Source organism: Legionella antarctica (genome assembly GCF_011764505.1).
In the GTDB taxonomy this organism is placed as follows: domain Bacteria; phylum Pseudomonadota; class Gammaproteobacteria; order Legionellales; family Legionellaceae; genus Legionella; species Legionella antarctica.
Map to the genome: position 1 here is coordinate 2,077,504 of NZ_AP022839.1, position 18,761 is coordinate 2,096,264.

The window sequence follows — 18,761 nt, forward strand, 5'->3', positions numbered from 1 at the left end:
TCGCTATCAGGGCTTTGATGTATTTAACCCTGATATTCATGCCAATTTAACTCAGCTTCTTCTTTATTTGCTAATTCCATCTCTGAAGCCTCTTTAACGTGGCTGCCAAATAGCCCCAATTGACTTAGCAAAGGTGCATTAGGGGAGACAGGAGCTAGAACACTACTTTCTTGAACTTCATTAAAGTGAGTTAACATCTCATCTGGGAGTATAGGTAAGTAGTCTATTTCAAAGCGGCTTATCATCTCGTCTGGGAATGATAAGAGGGGCTCTTCATGACGCTCATTACTGAAATCAAAGGGCACTGAATCAATAGGGTGTTGATTATAAAAATTGTGATATAGAGATAAGTCAACGAGCCTTACCCTATATTGATTCTTATTTTTGACTTTGCATATATCTTTAACTCCCGTAAGCGATTTATCCAGTTTTTTCAAGCTCTCAGCAGTCTCAGAATCCACCAAAAAACTTAATTTTCCGTTTAAGCTCTCTCCTGAGGGTAGTTTCTCTAGCAAAGCCCTCAGATCTAACATCTCTTCGGGAGCAATACCTTTCCTTTTTTTTGTTTTTTCAAGATTAGAAAAGCTCGTTTGTTTTCTTTTATTTGTCGGCCTGACTTTAAGGAAGGTTTCATCCTCATTACAGAAATCTTTTAAATCAGGAATTGTATCTATATGTATTTGCTGTAGTTGTTTGTGGCAGTACGGTTTAATTTTTTTGCACAAACTATCAAGAAGTAACCCGTCATTAATTTCTTTACGCAAGTCTTCTTTGCTTAAAATCGCACCTAAAAAGCCAATATGAGAAGACCTGGATTTACCATTTGCCAAGATCACTATAGAATCATGCGCTCCGGGGTATGAAGAAATAAAATGACTAATAGAGATATTCGTGACCAGGCTAAACAGGGCATCTAAATTCCTGGAGCCACCACCATGCCCTAATACCATAACCAGAGTATCGCAGGAAAAGCCTGCGTTGATTAAAAAGCCAAGGCGAGTCATCTCGCTGTCTTGAGCTAAGGGTAACAACAAGGATTTTAAAACGTCTAAATTCATGGAACCACCCCCATGTCCCAGCACGGTCACTATATGCGCACAGGTAAAACCTGCTTGAGTGAGCAAGGTAAAGTAGGTTGAATTGCTGTCTTGTGGTGAGGGTAACAATATCCCTATTAATGCTTCTAGATTATTCGAACCCCAATCATTATCCAATACGGTCACCATATGCTCGCAGCTAAAGCCTGCTTCAATGAGCAGGTTAAGATAGCTCCTCTCGCTGTCTTGTGGTAAGGGCAACAACAACTTGTTTAAGGCCTCTAAATTTTTGGAGCCACCAGTATGGTTTAGAACTCTCACCAGTTGCTCGCATGTAAATCCTGCTTCAGTGAGCAAGTTAAGGTAGGTACTCTCGTTGTTTTGAGGTGAGGGCAAAAACAAGTCTATTAAAGCGGTTAAATTATTGCAACCTCCAGTATGCCCCAGTATTGCCACCAGATGATCGCCAGAAAAACCTGCTTGAGTAAGCTGGCTAAGATAAGTTGACTCAGTGTCTTCTGTTAAGGACAATAGCTTTTTCAATGCCTTAAAGTTATTGTCACCACCTTTTTGCCCAAGTATCTTCACCAGATGTTCACAGGTAAAGCCTACGTTAGTTAACAGGCTGAGATAAGTCGTCTCGCTATCTTGAGTCAAGGTTAACAAACTTTTTAAAACATTTAAATTCTTGTAACCGTCATCCTGTCCCATTAGTGTCATGAGATGTTTAATATAGGCGCGGTTTTCTGGACACAAAAAAAGGTTTTTTAAGAGCTATTCTTCTTAATACAAAGAGGAGAATAAAATGTCTAAAAAGCGAGCTTATTATACGGCGGCCAAGAAGGCAAAAATAACGCTAGCTGCGATTGAGGGGAAACTCACACAAGCGCAAATTACCAGTGAATACGGTGTTCACGCAACGCAGGTAAAAACTTGGAAGCAATCGGCCATCAAAGCCATTAACGATTTATTCTCTGGGGCTAATGAAAAAGAAGCCAAGTCCCAAGAGCAGCTTGTTGAGGCATTATATCAAGAAATTGGTCGACTTCAAGCGCAGCTATCTTGGCTAAAAAAAAAGCATGAACTTTAGTCTGGATGAAAAGCGCGTCATGATTGATCCTCTTGCCGAGCTCACCATTCGTGAACAATGCTTGCTATTAGACTTGCCTGTTTCAAGTTATTATTATAGTGCCAAGCCCATTTCTGTCGAAGATGAAGCGCTTATGGCGCTACTTGATGAGCACTATCTGCAGTATCCATGTGAAGGTAAAATTAAGCGGGCAAGATGGCTGTCAAAAGAAGTAGGCTATCCTGTTGGTAAACGTCGAGTAAAAAAGTTGATGGAAATGATGGGGTTATCGACTGTTTACCCAAAGCCAAATACAAGCGTTCCCAATAAGGAGCATGAGGTGTTCCCTTATTTATTAAAAGAGGTGGATATCACCAAACCAAATCAGGTTTGGGCCGCAGATATCACCTACATCCGCATGAAAGGAAAGCATGTGTATTTAGTAGCTATTATGGACTGGTATAGTCGTTATGTGATTGGATGGGCTATTTCACCTACTATGGAGGCTGAATTTTGTATTGAGGCGCTTAGAAACGCTTTGCTGCATTCGCGTTGTGAGATCTTTAACACGGATCAGGGTTCTCAATTTACCTCAAAAGATTGGATAAATACGCTAAAATCTCACCACATTTCTATCAGCATGGATGGGCGAGGACGTTATTTAGATAATATATTTATCGAGCGATTGTGGCGTAGTGTTAAGCAAGAAAAAATCTACCGGTATGATTTTGATACAATTGAAGAGGTTGAGCTGGCCTTAACGGAGTATTTTGAGTATTATAATAACCGAAGGCTTCACCAGTCCTTTAATTATTTAACGCCCGCAGAGGTGTATTATGGCCGGAAAAGACCATAAACCCTAAATGAGAGCGTCATGACTTACCCACAAGGCCCACAGGCCTATACGAGAAAGTGAAGCTCTCCTGACCTGTGGACTTGTGGATAAGTCATTCTGATAGAGTTGTGGTAAAATGACCTAAGACAATTCGTAGTAGCAATCACTATTCATACGGTATTGAGTAGGTTTAAATAGGTTAATTTGAGTGAATTTTTAACTATAAATGATGGATGAATAGCTCTTATTTTTCCTTAATTTTGTTCCAGACATGCGGACCCATATCAGTTCGCGGGTAAAACCTTCGTTGTTTAAACGGGTAAAGTACGTTGACTCGCTGTCTTGAGTTAAAGGCAATAATAAATCTCTCAAGGCTTCTAAACTCAGATTACCATGAGCATGCTTTAGCAGCCTCACAAGATGCTCGCAGTTAAATCCTGCGTCAGCAAAAAGGTTAAGGTAAGTTGACTCGCTGTCTTGTGAGTAGGACTGCAACAAATCTTTTAAGCTATTTAAGCTCTTGTACCCCACATGTTGTCCCACTATGCTCACCAGATGTTCACAGCTAAACCCGGCTTGAGTGAGCTGGCTTAGATAGGTCATCTCTCTATCTAGTTCTGAGGGCAACAGCAATTTTGTTAAGGCGTTTAAATTTTTGGAGCCACCAGTAAACTTCAGTATCTTTGCAAGATGATCGCAGGTAAACCCTGCGTTAGTAAGCAAGCTAAAGTGGGTTGTCTCCCTGTCTTGCGGGAAGGGCAGGAATAAGGTTTTCAAGGCGTCTAAATTTTTAGAGCCACCTTTATCCCCCAGTATTGTTACCAGATGCTCAACGGTAATGCCTGAATTGGTAAGGTGATCAAGAAATGTGATTTCACAGCCATGTCTAAAGGGGAATAGCAGTTTTTCCAGGGCAGCCAAATTTTTGGGGTTTCTGTTTATTCTTTGAACCTGATCTAAGGAAAAAGGGCCATCTAATACTAATTTCTGGTAATTGCTATCGGTTAAATCAAAATTCATTTGTTTCTTATGTGTTTATTAAAATCATATAGTATCATATTTGATCTTTAAAGTATCATGAATCGATTAACAGGGATGAATTTGACATTCTATTGAACAATAGCCCCATATTTAGTTCTGCGCCTAATTAGACCGATTTTTTACCTGGGCTTGTAAAATGTGTTGGGAAAGTAATTGTTCTTGTGAATAAGTTAGTCCATTAAACGAGACGGCAGTTCTATAATGAGTTTCAGTTTGATATTGACTATAAACCACTTGTGCATCAACAATAATTGGAGTCATCTTGGGTTTGGTGTATATAACAATCTTTAGATTTGTTTTTTCTTTAATCTGATCATTTGTTTTAAAAGTCATCCCACTCAAACTGATATTCACGCTATGCATTTGAATTTTACTTAATACCAACATCTGAGATAAACAATCTATTTTTGCATTTAACAGGTTAAAATAATGCGCCCACCCCGGTTCATTTACCCTTATTGCATGAGTCAATTCAGACATTTCATAATCTATATTTTGAAAATATTGCGCAGCCTCTAATTTTTTTTGATTTTTATCACTGGATAATTGATTTATTATGGACAAATCAGAACAAAATTGCCCCGGTTCTATAATTGCATAATCAAAGTATAAATTATCATCTATTCGAAAATATTGACGCTTTTCATTTATTGACATAATGTCTCCATATTGATTTTATGAAAAAACATCGTTTCGTTCATCAAGAAATTTATAAATTAAGACGATTATTGCTACTTTAAACGAGTATTAAAAATACTTAACAGTGTTGTTTTCGTTCAGTTTCAATCATAACTATAGACATTTTTTTGGGCTCTGTCGAAAATAGAAAAAATTCAGATGAAAATCTCAATTACGATTGGCACTTTCGAACGTGATATGTGCACGCTAGACTCCATTGGACATCCACAATATACATCGGATTTATAATAAGTCTAATCTTCGTATGCAAAAGGCTTCTTATGAAATACAAAAACAGGCTCACTGCCTCGATATTATTCTGTAGATCCAAAATAAGGCAATTTACAAACATAAACATTTTATGTTTGCACAGTCGCCTGGACTATAATTAAATAAATACACTGTAGTTGGTATTGAGAATACAAAATGAAAATTGCAATAATTTTTCCTAATGTGGAATATACTAACATTCCTTTTGGCCACTTATATCAACTTGCTAAAGTTGGCATTTCAAATATCATTATTTTACTCAATGAGGATGAGTTTAAAAAAGCACATACAACAAAGTTTGTGGTTTTTGATCATACAGACCCTCAAACAGTGATACAGCATTATCAGTCGCATAATGATCAACTTAAAATCGAAGTTATAAATACAGATAAAGCTACTACAGTGGAAGAAAAATTAGATTTCTATCAGAGGCACGCAGAAGGTCAATATCAACTCAATCTCTTTCTTTGCAAAGAATCCATGCCGGGCGTAAGTGTAGAGTTAAGTGCGAAACCACCAGTAACAAATACTACAGAATATACATGTATCCCTTTTTTTAAAAGAACTGAGCGAAATAAACTGCCTTTATTCCAAACCCCTTGTTCCTCAGATCAAGCAATTAAACTTTTGCAACACGATTTAAATCCCTGTCTTTGTTATAAAATGGCTAATTTTGATGTGTTACATTATCAATGGCTATTTAACATTTTTGTTGAATTAATCAGCCTTAAAATAAAATTACATGAGGGAAAAGGGGATGAATTGTTACCTCAGTTGAGCAATTTAATTAATGATTTCAATAAAAATATAAACGACTTGGAAAAGACGGAAATTGACTTCAAAAAAACTCATAAAAAAACATATGCTACATTCGATGCCCCCGATGTAATCACACGATGGCAGCATGATAAAAATGCTAAAAAGAAGGTGAATCTCGAGGATAAGCTGCCTAAAATAATAGGTAAACTGGTCAAACTTTATGACAAATTGACATTAAAGGAAAATATTAGTCTTTCAAATGAGAAAGATGAAATCGATATTGAAGATAATGTCGAACGAAAAAGATTTGAATGAACATATCGAAGGCAAACCGTTTGGATAGTAAGCCAGTTGCAAATAATATATAATTGCATGGCTAAAGTGCTCGATAGAATAGGTGCTCCAAATTTCAGTGGTTTCTAAGCAATTCTGTGGTTATCTGATCTTTTATAGCCAAATTTTAAGCACTACTTTATCATGATTTCTACTTCGAAGCTGTTTTGGCCAAGATTCCAATTAGCAATTTAGTTGTCATTACCGTGTTCAAAGATAGTTCTTGATTTAATTTATCATCATATTATAGTTTACAATGAAGCAAGCTAATAGAGTCCCCAAGTTTAATGATAAGTTCTAACAATCATCCACAACCTTGACCTAAAACAGCTTCGATGCGTCTTGTTATTGGATAAAATGGTGGCTTAGTGAAATTATATTTCTCACGTAGTACAATTCATATCTCATATAGTATTAGGATTTATATAATGAAAATAACTGCTATTTCTAGAGCTGGGAAGTCAATAGAATTAAATACCGAACTTGCTGAAGGACAACTTAGCATTCAAGTTGGATCGGTTTGGAATACACCAAAAGGAATTGGAATTGTTGTTGGTGTGTGTAGTAAGGATTATTTATGGTTTGCATTAGAGAAGGATATTTTTGCTATTAGTTATTGGGATTGTATCAAAACAAAACGAGATTTAATAAAAGCAGGATTTAAATTAACGGAAAATTTTTATTCAATTAATGATTTGGTGGCATTGCTGCCCCGAAAATTTTCTATAACAGATGTTCCTGAAGAAACGCTACAAATAGCAATTAGTGCACAGGTTTCTTATTGGCTTAAAAACTATTCCAGTATTGAACAGCTTGTCCCGGTTGAAAGAAAATTAGTACAGAATTATATACGTTTCTTCGATGAGAGGCGTAAAAATTCTAATTGGCCAGGAAGAGATGCCGAGGTTAAAAATTTGATCGAAACTCTTGGTGGAGTTACTTTGTCCTAGTTAAAATTGGATTTAATTAATACCGTATTTACAACACCAACCTACGCATTGGAGAATCAATTCATCCTGACCCTTTGTTTTTATTATTGGCCGCTCTAAGTCGCATATATAGATACTATTATGATTTAAAAACATGTTTATTATGGTCTTTTATTTATTTGGCTCTCCTATTTCTTATTAACTTTATATGTTGACCTGGTAGTTCATTTTTCTTTTTATGGAAAATTGCTGTTGTATTATGGAAGTTTAATAATTTCATTAGGGGCAATTTCATATATTTTCTTTTCTACGTATTTTCAATATAAAGAGCGAATTGAATAAAACAATAGGCAACGTAGTTTTAATTGAGACTGGTGAAAAATTTTACTGGGAAGGTAACTTAACACTATATATTTCATGCAATCCAGCTTTTAATATCGAGCAACATCAGATTATTGATTAATTTTTTCAGCACTAATGAGTTCAAAATTAAACGCATATTGGGCCAAATAGACTCACCAAACGGTCCTTTTCGTTAAAATCCGGGCCAAATCTCTGGCTTATTAAATAACACCCTCGGTTTTATTACATAAAATAATCAACCTTCAGCATTTGAATCAAAAAAATAGTTTTCGAATAGAATCGTAAGCTTACGATTCATTTGAAGGGACGGTATCAATTTGACCATTTACAACTTAATGTGATCCATCTATGATTATTGCACCGATAATCAAAGGAGGCGGTCTAATGCCTAGAGGTGGAAAAAGACAGGGGGCAGGAAGGCCTAAAGGATATGGAAAATTTGGTTTTGAATCCACGAAACAAATTCGTATTCCAGTTTCACGTCTCTCGGACATTAAAGCCTCATTAGAGCAACATAAACCGGTTAGTTCCTTGCCATTATATTCGAGCAAAGTACAGGCTGGATTTCCATCACCCGCAGATGATTATATTGAGCGTTATCTGGATTTAAATGCAGAATATATTAAACATCCTTCGGCTACTTTTTTGGTCACCGCAATCGGTGACTCTATGGTTGATGCGGGCATTTACTCTGGTGATGTCCTAATTGTTGATAAAAGTTTAGAGGCAGTTGATGGAAAAATTGTTATTGCGGCAGTTAACGGTGAATTAACGGTAAAACGATTATCACGAAAAAAGGGGAGGGTGCAATTGCTGCCTGCCAATTCCAAATACAAGCCTATTGATATAACTGATGAGCAGGATGTAGTGATTTGGGGGGTTGTAACCCTTGTTTTACATGAGCCTATCTAATCATGTATGCCTTAATTGATTGTAATAATTTCTATGCATCATGTGAGCGTTTGTTTCGCCCAGACTTGCGCGATAAACCGATTATTGTTTTATCAAATAACGATGGATGTGTGATTGCTCGCTCTAATGAATCCAAGGCTCTGGGAATTGCTATGGGAGAGCCTTTTTTTAAAATTAAAGCACTATGTAAACAACATCAGGTTCATGCTTTCTCTGTCAATTACACGTTGTATGGTGATTTATCCCATCGAGTGATGACAACGATTGAAGAGACGTGGCCACATTGTGAAATTTATTCCATTGATGAGGCTTTTCTTGATTTAAGTACCATGCCCGTTAATCAGCATGATGCTTTTTGTGACGCCCTGCAAAAGAAGATTCTCAAAGAAACAGGCATTCCCACCTCTATTGGGATTGGTCAAACAAAAACGTTGGCAAAGATTGCTAATCACTGTTGCAAAAAAATTTTTAAAACTCCTGTCTTTAATGTGAGTGCTCAGCGAGAATTTATTCTTAGACAAATAGCAGTGGGGGATGTATGGGGAATAGGGAGGCAATGGCGTAAAAAACTAATCAATTGCGATATCCATACCGCTTTTGATTTGGCCTCAACCAATGCTCATCTGCTAAAAAAACAATTTAATGTAGTGATGATGCGCACTGCGATGGAGTTACAAGGCATCTCTTGTGGTGGACTTGAGGAAGTGCAACCCAAACAAAGCATCATGTCCTCCAAAAGTTTTGGACAGATGCAAACCCAGTACTCAAGTGTTGCGCAATCCATAAGCAGTCATTGCGCGCGAGCAGTGGAAAAATTAAGACAACAGCAATTAGTTGCCCAACGTATGTATGTTTTTGTTCATACCAATCGTTTCCGAGAGGATTTGGCGCAGCACTTTCAATCCATTGAAGTGAACTTTATCAACCCCACAGATGATTTGCGAATCATCACCAGATTTGCAAAAAAATGTTTGGGTCGTATTTTTAAACCCGGTTATCACTATAAAAAAGCAGGGGTGTGTTTAGAGGATTTGATTCCGAAAGACCCAAGACAGCTGGATATGTTTCATCAGCCCAGTGATGAGACTTTAGAAAAGACAGAACAACTAATGTCACTCTTTGATAAAATTAATCAAAAATTTGGACGCAGTACCATTCGCCTGGCGGCAGAGGGATATTCTAAGCCCTGGGCGATGCTTGCCGAGATTAAATCACCGGCCTATACTACACGCTGGTCTGATTTACCTGTTGTTATTATCTGATTATAAAGGCAGTCATGCATTATTTCGTAGGGCATTAATTGAGAAACTACGGGTTGTAATATCGTGAGTACATTACTGTGGGATTATTATTTACGCAGATAAGTAAAGGGTGCTGCAACAAAGACACTATAATATATTGATTAAACAAGGCAGTCTTCATAAAAAAAACATCAATTTTAACCGATGTGCAGCCCAATACCAAGCTCGGTGCAGCCTCTTTGAGCAAGTCTGTTTTTGCTTACCTGGTATTAAAATTTATCGACAAAGGTGTTAATTAGCTGAGTTATCTGGAGCGGTTTTTCTAGTCTCTGGTCGATCATTATTTGGGACGTTGGCACATGATATTGAATTAAATCAACTTGCAACGCATACATTTGGTGGTGATTTTGTTCAAGTTAAATACAAAATTGATGCAACTGGCTTATCGGAGACATAAAATGATTAAGTTTGATGGTGGATGTTTGTGTAACGCTACTACCTATATCGCTAAAGGTGAACCATATAACCCGCATTTATGGAGCATAATAACTAAAAGCAATCTTAATTAAATCCTGTTTGGATGTGCAGAATAATTTATCTTTAACAATTGTAAGATAGGACTCTATGGTTCTTTTGGACATATGGAGAATATCGGCAGTTTGTTTTGCAGTAAGTCCGCGCATTAACCAATAAAGACATTCTGTTTGTTTTAATGAAAGACCGGACTTTTTTGCACGTATTTGAAACTGTTCCTTTAAATATGAAACATTATTGATAATAGTCGACAGGCCAATTAAACCGTATATTTCTCCATGCTCATCTTTTAAGGGCTGTTTCACGGAAATACTTCTTAAAAACTGGCCGTCAAGGGTGGTTCCTTCTTCCGTCAGCAAGAGACGTTCGTCCGAATCAATCACTTTATTATCTGCTTTGTCCAAAACGTCTGCAGTTTGTTCTTCAAATAAATCATATACAGACAGGTTGACTACATCAGCAGGTTTTTCCAAATGGGCTGATTGTGCCTGAACAAGATTGCACCATTGATAAAGTCCATGATTATTTTTCCAATAGACATGAGTCTTATATTTGCCAAAGCGTCTTTCGAGGAAGGAGGCAATATTGATTTTATCATCAGCAGGAATTGTAGGAAAAATAAATTCTTCTATTTTTGTCATAGTAGTAAAAACAAATTTCTTTATCATCAATAATACAATTAATTCAATAATAGATCAAATGGGTGATTACTTTTGGGGTGGTTCTATGGTGTTTTAGTAAGCCATAAATTATATAATCCATCAAGGGCATCTTATGTATAATCATCTTTCTATTTTCTTCTTGAAGGTATTTGTAACGTGTTGGTTTTTAAATACCATTATTTGACAAATTTCTTGTTCCGTTGTTCATGAGCTTTGACCACCAGGAGACGCTTATTGCTGTCTAATTGTTTGGGACATCCCTTAGAGCACGAGATTGTGCAGCGAAATCCGGCCTTGGTATTATGTTATCCTGCATGTTGATTTATCCATTTCTTGTACTAAATATTCTTCCTTTATTTTTTTATAAGTATCCAATAACAATAGTGCTTCTTCCTGCTTATAATGATAAAAATATCCCTTGTCTGTTTTTTCAAGATAAGTAAAGTAATGTCTCAGACCTTCTCTTAACTCAGGACTTTTATAAAATATTTTTAATTTATTTTTAATTTCAGCTTTAAGTTCATTAATTTCAACTCCCTTTTTCAGATAATTTTCAACATGAGTCAGGAATTGCATTGGCACAATTGTATCTGAGAAATTAAACGGATAATTAAATCCTTCTGCAAAGTTTATGGGATATATCCCGGGGTTATTGTGTAGCCAATGGCAGTTTACATTTTCAGACTGATCGATATTAGCTTGATAAATGAGCATTAGCTGTACGATTTCTGTTTTCCCCAATAGCGCCGCAAAACAAATCGGCGGGATTTTATCAAAATTACATATAACAAAAGATCTCTCCATTATTGCAGAAAAACTTTGATTAATGTGTACAAGATTACAAATTAACAAATACTCAAGGGCCAGAATATTATTGTCTGTAATAACAGATTTTAAAATATCACTCTTATTTTTCCCTCCATGATGCATTCTTTTTCTTGCAGTATGTAATTCCTGAAAAAACCTTTGTCCATAACCTCCTTTCGTAAAATCACAAAACAACATATCTAAAGACATATCATTCGGCATTGTTCTGTTGACACGAAACAAATTCATAATATCCTCATTACTTAAAAGAGATAATATATATTCTTTTAGAGGCTTAGGAAGCGATTTAAATGGCATAATTCAATCCAATAAGTTTAATTAATATCATTTTATACTTTGTGATTTTAAAATATCAGCGTATTAAATACTCTGTTTGGGTATTAAGAATTCTACTTATACTTATAATGCATGAGGAATATACTGGCAAACCATGATGACATCTTTAATATAGGCGCGGTTTTCTGGACACAAAAAAAGGTTTTTTAAGAGCTATTCTTCTTAATACAAAGAGGAGAATAAAATGTCTAAAAAGCGAGCTTATTATACGGCGGCCAAGAAGGCAAAAATAACGCTAGCTGCGATTGAGGGGAAACTCACACAAGCGCAAATTACCAGTGAATACGGTGTTCACGCAACGCAGGTAAAAACTTGGAAGCAATCGGCCATCAAAGCCATTAACGATTTATTCTCTGGGGCTAATGAAAAAGAAGCCAAGTCCCAAGAGCAGCTTGTTGAGGCATTATATCAAGAAATTGGTCGACTTCAAGCGCAGCTATCTTGGCTAAAAAAAAAGCATGAACTTTAGTCTGGATGAAAAGCGCGTCATGATTGATCCTCTTGCCGAGCTCACCATTCGTGAACAATGCTTGCTATTAGACTTGCCTGTTTCAAGTTATTATTATAGTGCCAAGCCCATTTCTGTCGAAGATGAAGCGCTTATGGCGCTACTTGATGAGCACTATCTGCAGTATCCATGTGAAGGTAAAATTAAGCGGGCAAGATGGCTGTCAAAAGAAGTAGGCTATCCTGTTGGTAAACGTCGAGTAAAAAAGTTGATGGAAATGATGGGGTTATCGACTGTTTACCCAAAGCCAAATACAAGCGTTCCCAATAAGGAGCATGAGGTGTTCCCTTATTTATTAAAAGAGGTGGATATCACCAAACCAAATCAGGTTTGGGCCGCAGATATCACCTACATCCGCATGAAAGGAAAGCATGTGTATTTAGTAGCTATTATGGACTGGTATAGTCGTTATGTGATTGGATGGGCTATTTCACCTACTATGGAGGCTGAATTTTGTATTGAGGCGCTTAGAAACGCTTTGCTGCATTCGCGTTGTGAGATCTTTAACACGGATCAGGGTTCTCAATTTACCTCAAAAGATTGGATAAATACGCTAAAATCTCACCACATTTCTATCAGCATGGATGGGCGAGGACGTTATTTAGATAATATATTTATCGAGCGATTGTGGCGTAGTGTTAAGCAAGAAAAAATCTACCGGTATGATTTTGATACAATTGAAGAGGTTGAGCTGGCCTTAACGGAGTATTTTGAGTATTATAATAACCGAAGGCTTCACCAGTCCTTTAATTATTTAACGCCCGCAGAGGTGTATTATGGCCGGAAAAGACCATAAACCCTAAATGAGAGCGTCATGACTTACCCACAAGGCCCACAGGCCTATACGAGAAAGTGAAGCTCTCCTGACCTGTGGACTTGTGGATAAGTCATTCTGATAGAGTTGTGGTAAAATGACCTAAGACAATTCGTAGTAGCAATCACTATTCATACGGTATTGAGTAGGTTTAAATAGGTTAATTTGAGTGAATTTTTAACTATAAATGATGGATGAATAGCTCTTATTTTTCCTTAATTTTGTTCCAGACATGCGGACCCATATCACTTTTGGTCAATTATTTGTTTTATCAAATTGTCCAAACCTGAATTTGTCTTTTAATATAGGGTTGACACTAAATTAAAATGAAACAATTGATTCACTTTCATATTAATCGACCAAAATAAAAGCAAATAATAAAACCTACATATTTTGATTATTACTAATTTAGTCAGTACAATAATAAATCATTTGTTATGCTGAGTTTAAAATGTTTACATTAACCCAAGTACAATATATTTTTGATTATGCTATGCTTTCCTTTTATCAATATGCTGAAAAAACAAGACCTGAAGCAGTTAAAAGATCCGCGCAGGTGGCTGCTGCTGCTACGACAATGGTTAATAAAGAAGCAAACATGGCAATTAAAACTAGGGACACAGTTTTTAGATCCGGTTTAGAAGCAGTGGTATTCAATAAACACTTGACGGGAGAAGCCCACAGGGAGGCTTTTGATAACCAATTTGCTAAAAGTTTAAAAATTGGCTTTGAGAAGCTTTTTTGTGTTGAAAACATTATTGAATATGACAAGACAAATACTAAGTCTCCAACGCTTCCTATTGCAGCAGTTAAAATAGCAGCCTCCTCTTGTATTGAGCAGCCCGTAACTCCCGAGCCTACATCTAATTTTAATCCTCAATTTTTTTCAACTGTAATACCGCCTCAACAACATAATAATTCTAAAGAGCTTGATAACCCCCCTCAAGGCTATGCTTTGTAAAAGGATCTCTGAATTTGCTTGTACACACAACAAATTATTTATAATTCGCCAAGTATAATATTGGGTGTTATTACAGGAACGGGGCAAATGCGACCAAGTCCAGCTATTTCTGTCATTAATTCAACCATTTCAGACTAAATCTAAAATTTTATCTGCTGAAAAACTTTACTAGAAGCTTGTATCACTCCTTTTGGTTTACCAAGTTTTATGCCTTTAAGCCTAGTGTGTACGAAGTCGGTGCTTTCGGACAATATTTTAGATTACTTTTTAATCATTATGTTTCATTAATTCGTGTTTTGAGTAATATATAATTTTTCAATGATAATCATTTTTTTTAAAAACCCTGTGAACTGACAATCTAGCCTTAAATAAGAGATTTTAGCCCAGTTATGACAACTACATCATGCAATGTGGAACTAATTTTGACTGAAAATACCGTCTACGTACACTCTAGGCCTATAAGGCATGTTTGAGGGGAGTGGCTTGCGGCCAGGTTTTTTCTTTTTAATCGTAATGGTTTTGGTTTCAATAACTTCTTCAGATGTAACATCTTGTGAGCTCAACAGTTCTGCTTCATCAAAGCCTAAATCCAGCTGTTTGTCTTCTTCAAGCTTCTCGCTTTTTCGGCCAAATTTAGCGTTTTTTAATACAAAGAGCTGATGGTGCAGCGCAGAAATAATAATGTCTTTTGATTGAATATGTTCTTGGTGTTTTTTCTCGGACTCGACCAATTTCAGCTGTAAATCAGCCACCATTTGTTCCATGGTTTTGGAGTCTTTTTGAGTGATGTAATTGGTCTTTTTCATGGGCTTATTATACCAAAAAACCAGTGGCCAAACCATCATTTGACCCAATAAAACCAACACGTTTCATTAATAAAAACCACTGTAATCAAGGGCTTTATTCTGAGCCATCAGGTCATAATCAAGGCCTGCCAATAACCAACTTAATTGCTTGTTATCAAGTGTTGCAACATCCATATTTTCATCATATTTTATGATTTTAAACCGGCCTTTTTCCAGACGTTTATAAATCAGGACAAAGCCATTCTTGTCCCAGTACAGCAACTTCACTTTATCACGAGCCCGATTATAGAATAGAGTCAGTGAACCATCTTGTACTATATGGCTCGATAGGTCACTAATAATATAACTCAAGCCGTTAATTGATTTGCGCATATCTATGGGCTGGCTGTATAAATAAATCTGCTGCTGGTCAAATGATATCATCGTGCATCGCCTAATAGCTGGATAAGCGCACTGGCTTTGCTGATGTCTGCTTCAGTTTTAATGTGCAATTTAATACCCGTAGGTAGGATAACTTCCAGACAGGATGTCGGCGCAGCTTTAACTTGGGATAGTTCACGTGCTGGGGTCGTTGATACCTTCAACAGCTTCGGCTCAGCGTTCCCGGAGATCTTTTTATTAAGTCTTCCGCGCCAATAAACAAATTGCTTATATACCAGACCTTGTTGTTCACAAAATTTTGGTTGCGCTAATCCACTTGATTCCCAGAGGCTGTTTTGCTCTGACCAATAGGCCTGTCGATTTGAACTCATACTCATGTCTCCTTTGTTTGTAATTTAAAGGAGTTTGAGTTAATTCACTTGTCCTGTGTAGATGGGGTTGCTTTGGCGCTTACTTGAGTATGGAAGATCGGGAAAAATTTATACCAGAAAAGTTGAATTTTTTCTCAGGTTTGATTGGAATAAATAAATAATTGTAGCAATAGATATTTTTAGAAGAGCTCCAAAAAGGTATGGCCATACGCCTATCCACCAAGCATTGGTAAAACCCAAGTAACAACTTAAGACTAGGAACCCAATAAACAAAATTGAAGATTCATTTAGAGATAGAGTGAACCAACTGTATAAAAAATTTTCGGGCTTAGTAAATAATAATATTTTAGGCAAACTGTTTGGGCAGTTGATAAAATATGCTTGAAAATTGAATAGATGATGCGGCATGGGTATTTGCAGCTGAATCTGTAATAATGCTTTTTTTAAATTCAATATTTACTACTGCTGCTGGATACGGTTTTATATAGTATTGTTCACTAAATGTAATTGCATTTATATTAATTCCGGGAAACCCGTCTAATTGGGTATTCCTGCGAACGTGATCACCGATTATCGCCTAGCGTGATCACCTATTACTGCGCTGTTTTTACAAGCGGTGAGATTATTACAAAGTGATCACGATGAAGCAATTTCTTTTTTTCTCATGGACTCTCCGTTGAGTTCTATTCGATGTGCATTTTCAGAGATGCGATCGAGTATGGCATCGGCGATGGTTGGCTCACCTAAATACTCATGCCATTTAGCCACAGGAAACTGGCTTGTAATAATGGTCGATTTTAGCTGATACCGATCTTCAATAAGATTAAACAAGTCGTGGCGTTGTGCTGCATTGATTGCTGTTAATCCAAAGTCATCAAGAATCAGTACATCATCCTTGTGTAATTGCGTCATTAACTTGGCATAGCTTCCATCGGCATGTGAGATGCTCATTTCTTCTAAAAATCGCGTTAACAATAAATAGCGAACTTTATAACCTAGACGGCAAGCTTGGTTTCCGATAGCGCATGAAAGATATGTTTTCCCGCAGCCGGTAGGTCCGGTTATAAGTAAATTTTGATGGTGACGAACAAAGTCACATTTAGCAAGAGCCATCACTTTTGCCTTTTCCAAACCCCTCTTATTTTTATAACAAACATCTTCAATGGCTGCAGATTGCCTGAGTTTTGCTCGCCGCTGTAAACTCTGCACACGATTATTGTCTCTGCGTAGTATTTCGCGGTCCAACAAGAGACTTAACCTCTCTTCAAAGCTTAAGTCGGCGTGTTTGGGTTGGCTTTGTTGTTCACGAAAGCCCTCCTGCATGCCCGTCATTTTTAGTTGTCTCATTTGTTCTAATACGGATTCATTGTTCATTTTTTTCCTTGTTTTTTAATTAAAAATTGTTGATACAGACTCAGTGGTAATACTGAGAGCCCCTAATGTTGTCATGCGTTAATCCATGTAGGTTCACGTCACGTGATGCATGAATTTTTGCTCCTTGGTCAAGGTTATTTTCTAGAATGGATAACACGCTTTTACGGCTGTATGCCCCCTGGTGTACACCATAGGAGCAGGCTTGCTCTAAACGGATTTCTCCATAGCGTTTCGCTAGTTTCAAAATACCAAGGCAGGAACGGTAAGCCTGTTCGGGGTGAGGTTTTTCATCAAATATTCTTTTTACGACCATGTGTGTGCAAGCACCTATCTCGCTCGCCCACCGTAAATATCTCTCTTTTGATTGCTCGGTGTGTATGCGGTGCCTCTTGGGCATGTGATGAGAAATCGTGGATTGTTTACCTGGTATGCTTGAATACAGATGCATCGCTATGCGCTCTCCTTCAAAATAACATTCAACCGTATGCTGGTTAAACCATAAATCAATGAGCTGGCCGCAGTACCTATGAGGCACGCTGTAATAATGCCCTTGAAGCACAACATGGTAATCAATACCTGCGCGAGACGCTTTGTACTGCCTGTAATAATAGGCATCTGCTGGTAACGGTTTTAATACAGGTTTGTCCATTTCCATGAAGACTGACTCGCGACATCCAGGTAGTTTTTGAAATGGTTTTTGGTTCATTATGGTTAATAGCCGTGCAATCTCTGCATTGAGTTCATTAAGACCCACAAAGGTTTGATGTCGTAATCGGGCTAATATCCAACGTTGAGCAACTTGAACACCTGATTCAACAGATGCTTTGTCTTGAGGACGATAAGGCCTTGCTGGAAGTACAGCTGTGCCATAATGCTCAATGAAGTGTGCGTATGTTGGATTCGTATCAGGCTCATATCGACATGATTTACTGATGGCTGAACGGAGATTATCTGGCACAACAAGTGCTGGAACACCGCCAAAAAACTCAAACATCCGGCGTTGAGAACCCAAAAAGTCAGGAAGTTGCTGAGACCATGTGGCTTCAGCAAACGTATACTTAGAGGCACCCAAAACACCTACGAAAATTTCAGCAGCCCTGATGTCATTTGTTTCAGGATCAATAATACTGAACGTAACACCGCTGTAATCAATAAAAACCTTATCTCCCGCCTTATGTGTCTGACGCAACGAGCGTTTTAGGCTTTGCTTATAAGCACGATAGTGGTAACAATAACGAGAATAGCTTAAAGCGCCTTCTTGTTCTGATTGATGTTCATCCCAAAGCAACTGTAATGTGACGCCTTTTCGGCTTAATTCTTGGTGAGTTTTTGCGAAATCTATTAAGTCTAGCGCCTTGTTTAGGCTGGCATGAGCGGCTTTCGGCTTTAAAATTTCAAGTAAAGCTGGCTCGTCCATCCCCTCAGGAAGAGGCCATGAAAGATTTTTATCCAGGGCTCGATTGATGTATTTGATAACCACACCAACCGATACACTAAGACTGTTTGCTATTTGGCGCCTGCTTAATTTTAACTCAAAATGAAGACGCAGTATCTGAATCAATTTACGCATAGATGTTCCTTTTGCTGACATTTTTACTCTCCGATTAAACTAACTAGTATAACCGGTGCTAATGCTTGCAAAAGCCACGCCCCATATGGAGTGGTGGCATCGTGATCACCTATTCCTGTTTTTTGGGAAAAGTGATCACGATCAGGCGA

Annotated in this window: 19 protein-coding genes; 9 read left to right on the forward strand and 10 right to left on the reverse strand. The window is 37.3% G+C overall.

The window, feature by feature from the left end:
- Positions 1 to 23: 23 nt before the first annotated feature.
- Complete coding sequence (locus HRS36_RS09940; protein ID WP_226905445.1) at positions 24 to 1,757, reverse strand: hypothetical protein; 1,734 nt, start codon at positions 1,755 to 1,757, stop codon at positions 24 to 26.
- Positions 1,758 to 1,842: 85 nt separating this feature from the next.
- On the opposite strand from HRS36_RS09940, the gene HRS36_RS09945 reads away from it, so the two are divergent.
- Both HRS36_RS09945 and HRS36_RS09950 read left to right on the forward strand, forming a co-directional pair.
- Positions 1,843 to 2,127 carry a transposase gene (locus HRS36_RS09945; RefSeq protein WP_173235475.1) on the forward strand — a complete coding sequence of 95 codons (285 nt, stop codon included), beginning with the start codon at positions 1,843 to 1,845 and terminating at the stop codon, positions 2,125 to 2,127.
- Positions 2,117 to 2,962, forward strand: coding sequence for an IS3 family transposase (locus HRS36_RS09950; protein WP_173235473.1), 846 nt, complete (start codon positions 2,117 to 2,119; stop codon positions 2,960 to 2,962). Before HRS36_RS09945 ends, HRS36_RS09950 begins: the two co-directional genes overlap by 11 nt.
- Positions 2,963 to 3,157: 195 nt before the next feature.
- On the opposite strand, the gene HRS36_RS09955 is transcribed toward HRS36_RS09950, so the two are convergent.
- Together HRS36_RS09955 and HRS36_RS09960 are read right to left on the reverse strand one after the other, a co-directional pair.
- Positions 3,158 to 3,961 carry a hypothetical protein gene (locus HRS36_RS09955; protein WP_173237194.1) on the reverse strand — a complete coding sequence of 268 codons (804 nt, stop codon included), beginning with the start codon at positions 3,959 to 3,961 and terminating at the stop codon, positions 3,158 to 3,160.
- A 123-nt stretch (positions 3,962 to 4,084) separates the two neighbouring features.
- On the reverse strand, positions 4,085 to 4,639 hold the full coding sequence (locus HRS36_RS09960) for a PilZ domain-containing protein (protein WP_173237195.1): 555 nt from the start codon (positions 4,637 to 4,639) through the stop codon (positions 4,085 to 4,087).
- 447 nt (positions 4,640 to 5,086) lie between these two features.
- Between HRS36_RS09960 and HRS36_RS09965 the strand changes: the two genes are divergently transcribed.
- The 4 genes from HRS36_RS09965 to HRS36_RS09980 all read left to right on the forward strand — a co-directional run bounded on the left by HRS36_RS09965 (position 5,087) and on the right by HRS36_RS09980 (position 9,488).
- Entirely contained in the window at positions 5,087 to 6,004 is a 918-nt protein-coding gene (locus HRS36_RS09965) for a hypothetical protein (RefSeq protein WP_173237196.1), read from the forward strand.
- Positions 6,005 to 6,450: 446 nt separating this feature from the next.
- Positions 6,451 to 6,972, forward strand: coding sequence for a hypothetical protein (locus HRS36_RS09970; RefSeq protein ID WP_173237197.1), 522 nt, complete (start codon positions 6,451 to 6,453; stop codon positions 6,970 to 6,972).
- A gap of 726 nt (positions 6,973 to 7,698) precedes the next feature.
- Positions 7,699 to 8,226: a LexA family protein gene (locus tag HRS36_RS09975; protein WP_226905446.1), complete on the forward strand. Its 528-nt coding sequence runs from the start codon at positions 7,699 to 7,701 to the stop codon at positions 8,224 to 8,226.
- 2 nt (positions 8,227 to 8,228) lie between these two features.
- Positions 8,229 to 9,488: a Y-family DNA polymerase gene (locus HRS36_RS09980; protein ID WP_173237199.1), complete on the forward strand. Its 1,260-nt coding sequence runs from the start codon at positions 8,229 to 8,231 to the stop codon at positions 9,486 to 9,488.
- A 512-nt stretch (positions 9,489 to 10,000) separates the two neighbouring features.
- On the opposite strand, the gene HRS36_RS09985 is transcribed toward HRS36_RS09980, so the two are convergent.
- Together HRS36_RS09985 and HRS36_RS09990 are read right to left on the reverse strand one after the other, a co-directional pair.
- The gene (locus HRS36_RS09985) at positions 10,001 to 10,669 is read right to left on the reverse strand and encodes a helix-turn-helix transcriptional regulator (RefSeq protein WP_173237200.1); all 669 of its coding nucleotides are present in this window, start codon (positions 10,667 to 10,669) and stop codon (positions 10,001 to 10,003) included.
- Between the two features lie 294 nt (positions 10,670 to 10,963).
- Positions 10,964 to 11,788, reverse strand: coding sequence for a hypothetical protein (locus HRS36_RS09990; protein WP_173237201.1), 825 nt, complete (start codon positions 11,786 to 11,788; stop codon positions 10,964 to 10,966).
- A gap of 223 nt (positions 11,789 to 12,011) precedes the next feature.
- Between HRS36_RS09990 and HRS36_RS09995 the strand changes: the two genes are divergently transcribed.
- The 3 genes from HRS36_RS09995 (at position 12,012) to HRS36_RS10005 (ending at position 14,110) form a co-directional block, all read left to right on the forward strand.
- A complete protein-coding gene (locus HRS36_RS09995; RefSeq protein ID WP_173235475.1) occupies positions 12,012 to 12,296 on the forward strand; it encodes a transposase in 285 nt (94 codons plus the stop codon).
- The gene (locus HRS36_RS10000) at positions 12,286 to 13,131 is read left to right on the forward strand and encodes an IS3 family transposase (protein WP_173235473.1); all 846 of its coding nucleotides are present in this window, start codon (positions 12,286 to 12,288) and stop codon (positions 13,129 to 13,131) included. The genes HRS36_RS09995 and HRS36_RS10000 overlap by 11 nt, the downstream gene beginning before the upstream one ends.
- A gap of 469 nt (positions 13,132 to 13,600) precedes the next feature.
- Complete coding sequence (locus HRS36_RS10005; RefSeq protein ID WP_173237202.1) at positions 13,601 to 14,110, forward strand: hypothetical protein; 510 nt, start codon at positions 13,601 to 13,603, stop codon at positions 14,108 to 14,110.
- Between the two features lie 416 nt (positions 14,111 to 14,526).
- Here HRS36_RS10005 and HRS36_RS10010 read toward each other — a convergent pair whose 3' ends face one another.
- The 5 genes from HRS36_RS10010 to istA all read right to left on the reverse strand — a co-directional run bounded on the left by HRS36_RS10010 (position 14,527) and on the right by istA (position 18,633).
- Entirely contained in the window at positions 14,527 to 14,955 is a 429-nt protein-coding gene (locus tag HRS36_RS10010) for a transposase (protein WP_226905447.1), read from the reverse strand.
- A gap of 27 nt (positions 14,956 to 14,982) precedes the next feature.
- A complete protein-coding gene (gene tnpB, locus HRS36_RS10015; protein WP_173236292.1) occupies positions 14,983 to 15,339 on the reverse strand; it encodes an IS66 family insertion sequence element accessory protein TnpB in 357 nt (118 codons plus the stop codon).
- Positions 15,336 to 15,668: an IS66 family insertion sequence element accessory protein TnpA gene (tnpA, locus tag HRS36_RS10020; protein WP_173236269.1), complete on the reverse strand. Its 333-nt coding sequence runs from the start codon at positions 15,666 to 15,668 to the stop codon at positions 15,336 to 15,338. The genes tnpB and tnpA overlap by 4 nt, the downstream gene beginning before the upstream one ends.
- Before the next feature lie 636 nt (positions 15,669 to 16,304).
- On the reverse strand, positions 16,305 to 17,042 hold the full coding sequence (gene istB / locus HRS36_RS10025; protein WP_173236264.1) for an IS21-like element helper ATPase IstB: 738 nt from the start codon (positions 17,040 to 17,042) through the stop codon (positions 16,305 to 16,307).
- A 40-nt stretch (positions 17,043 to 17,082) separates the two neighbouring features.
- The gene (gene istA / locus HRS36_RS10030; RefSeq protein WP_173236263.1) at positions 17,083 to 18,633 is read right to left on the reverse strand and encodes an IS21 family transposase; all 1,551 of its coding nucleotides are present in this window, start codon (positions 18,631 to 18,633) and stop codon (positions 17,083 to 17,085) included.
- Positions 18,634 to 18,761 lie beyond the last annotated feature (128 nt).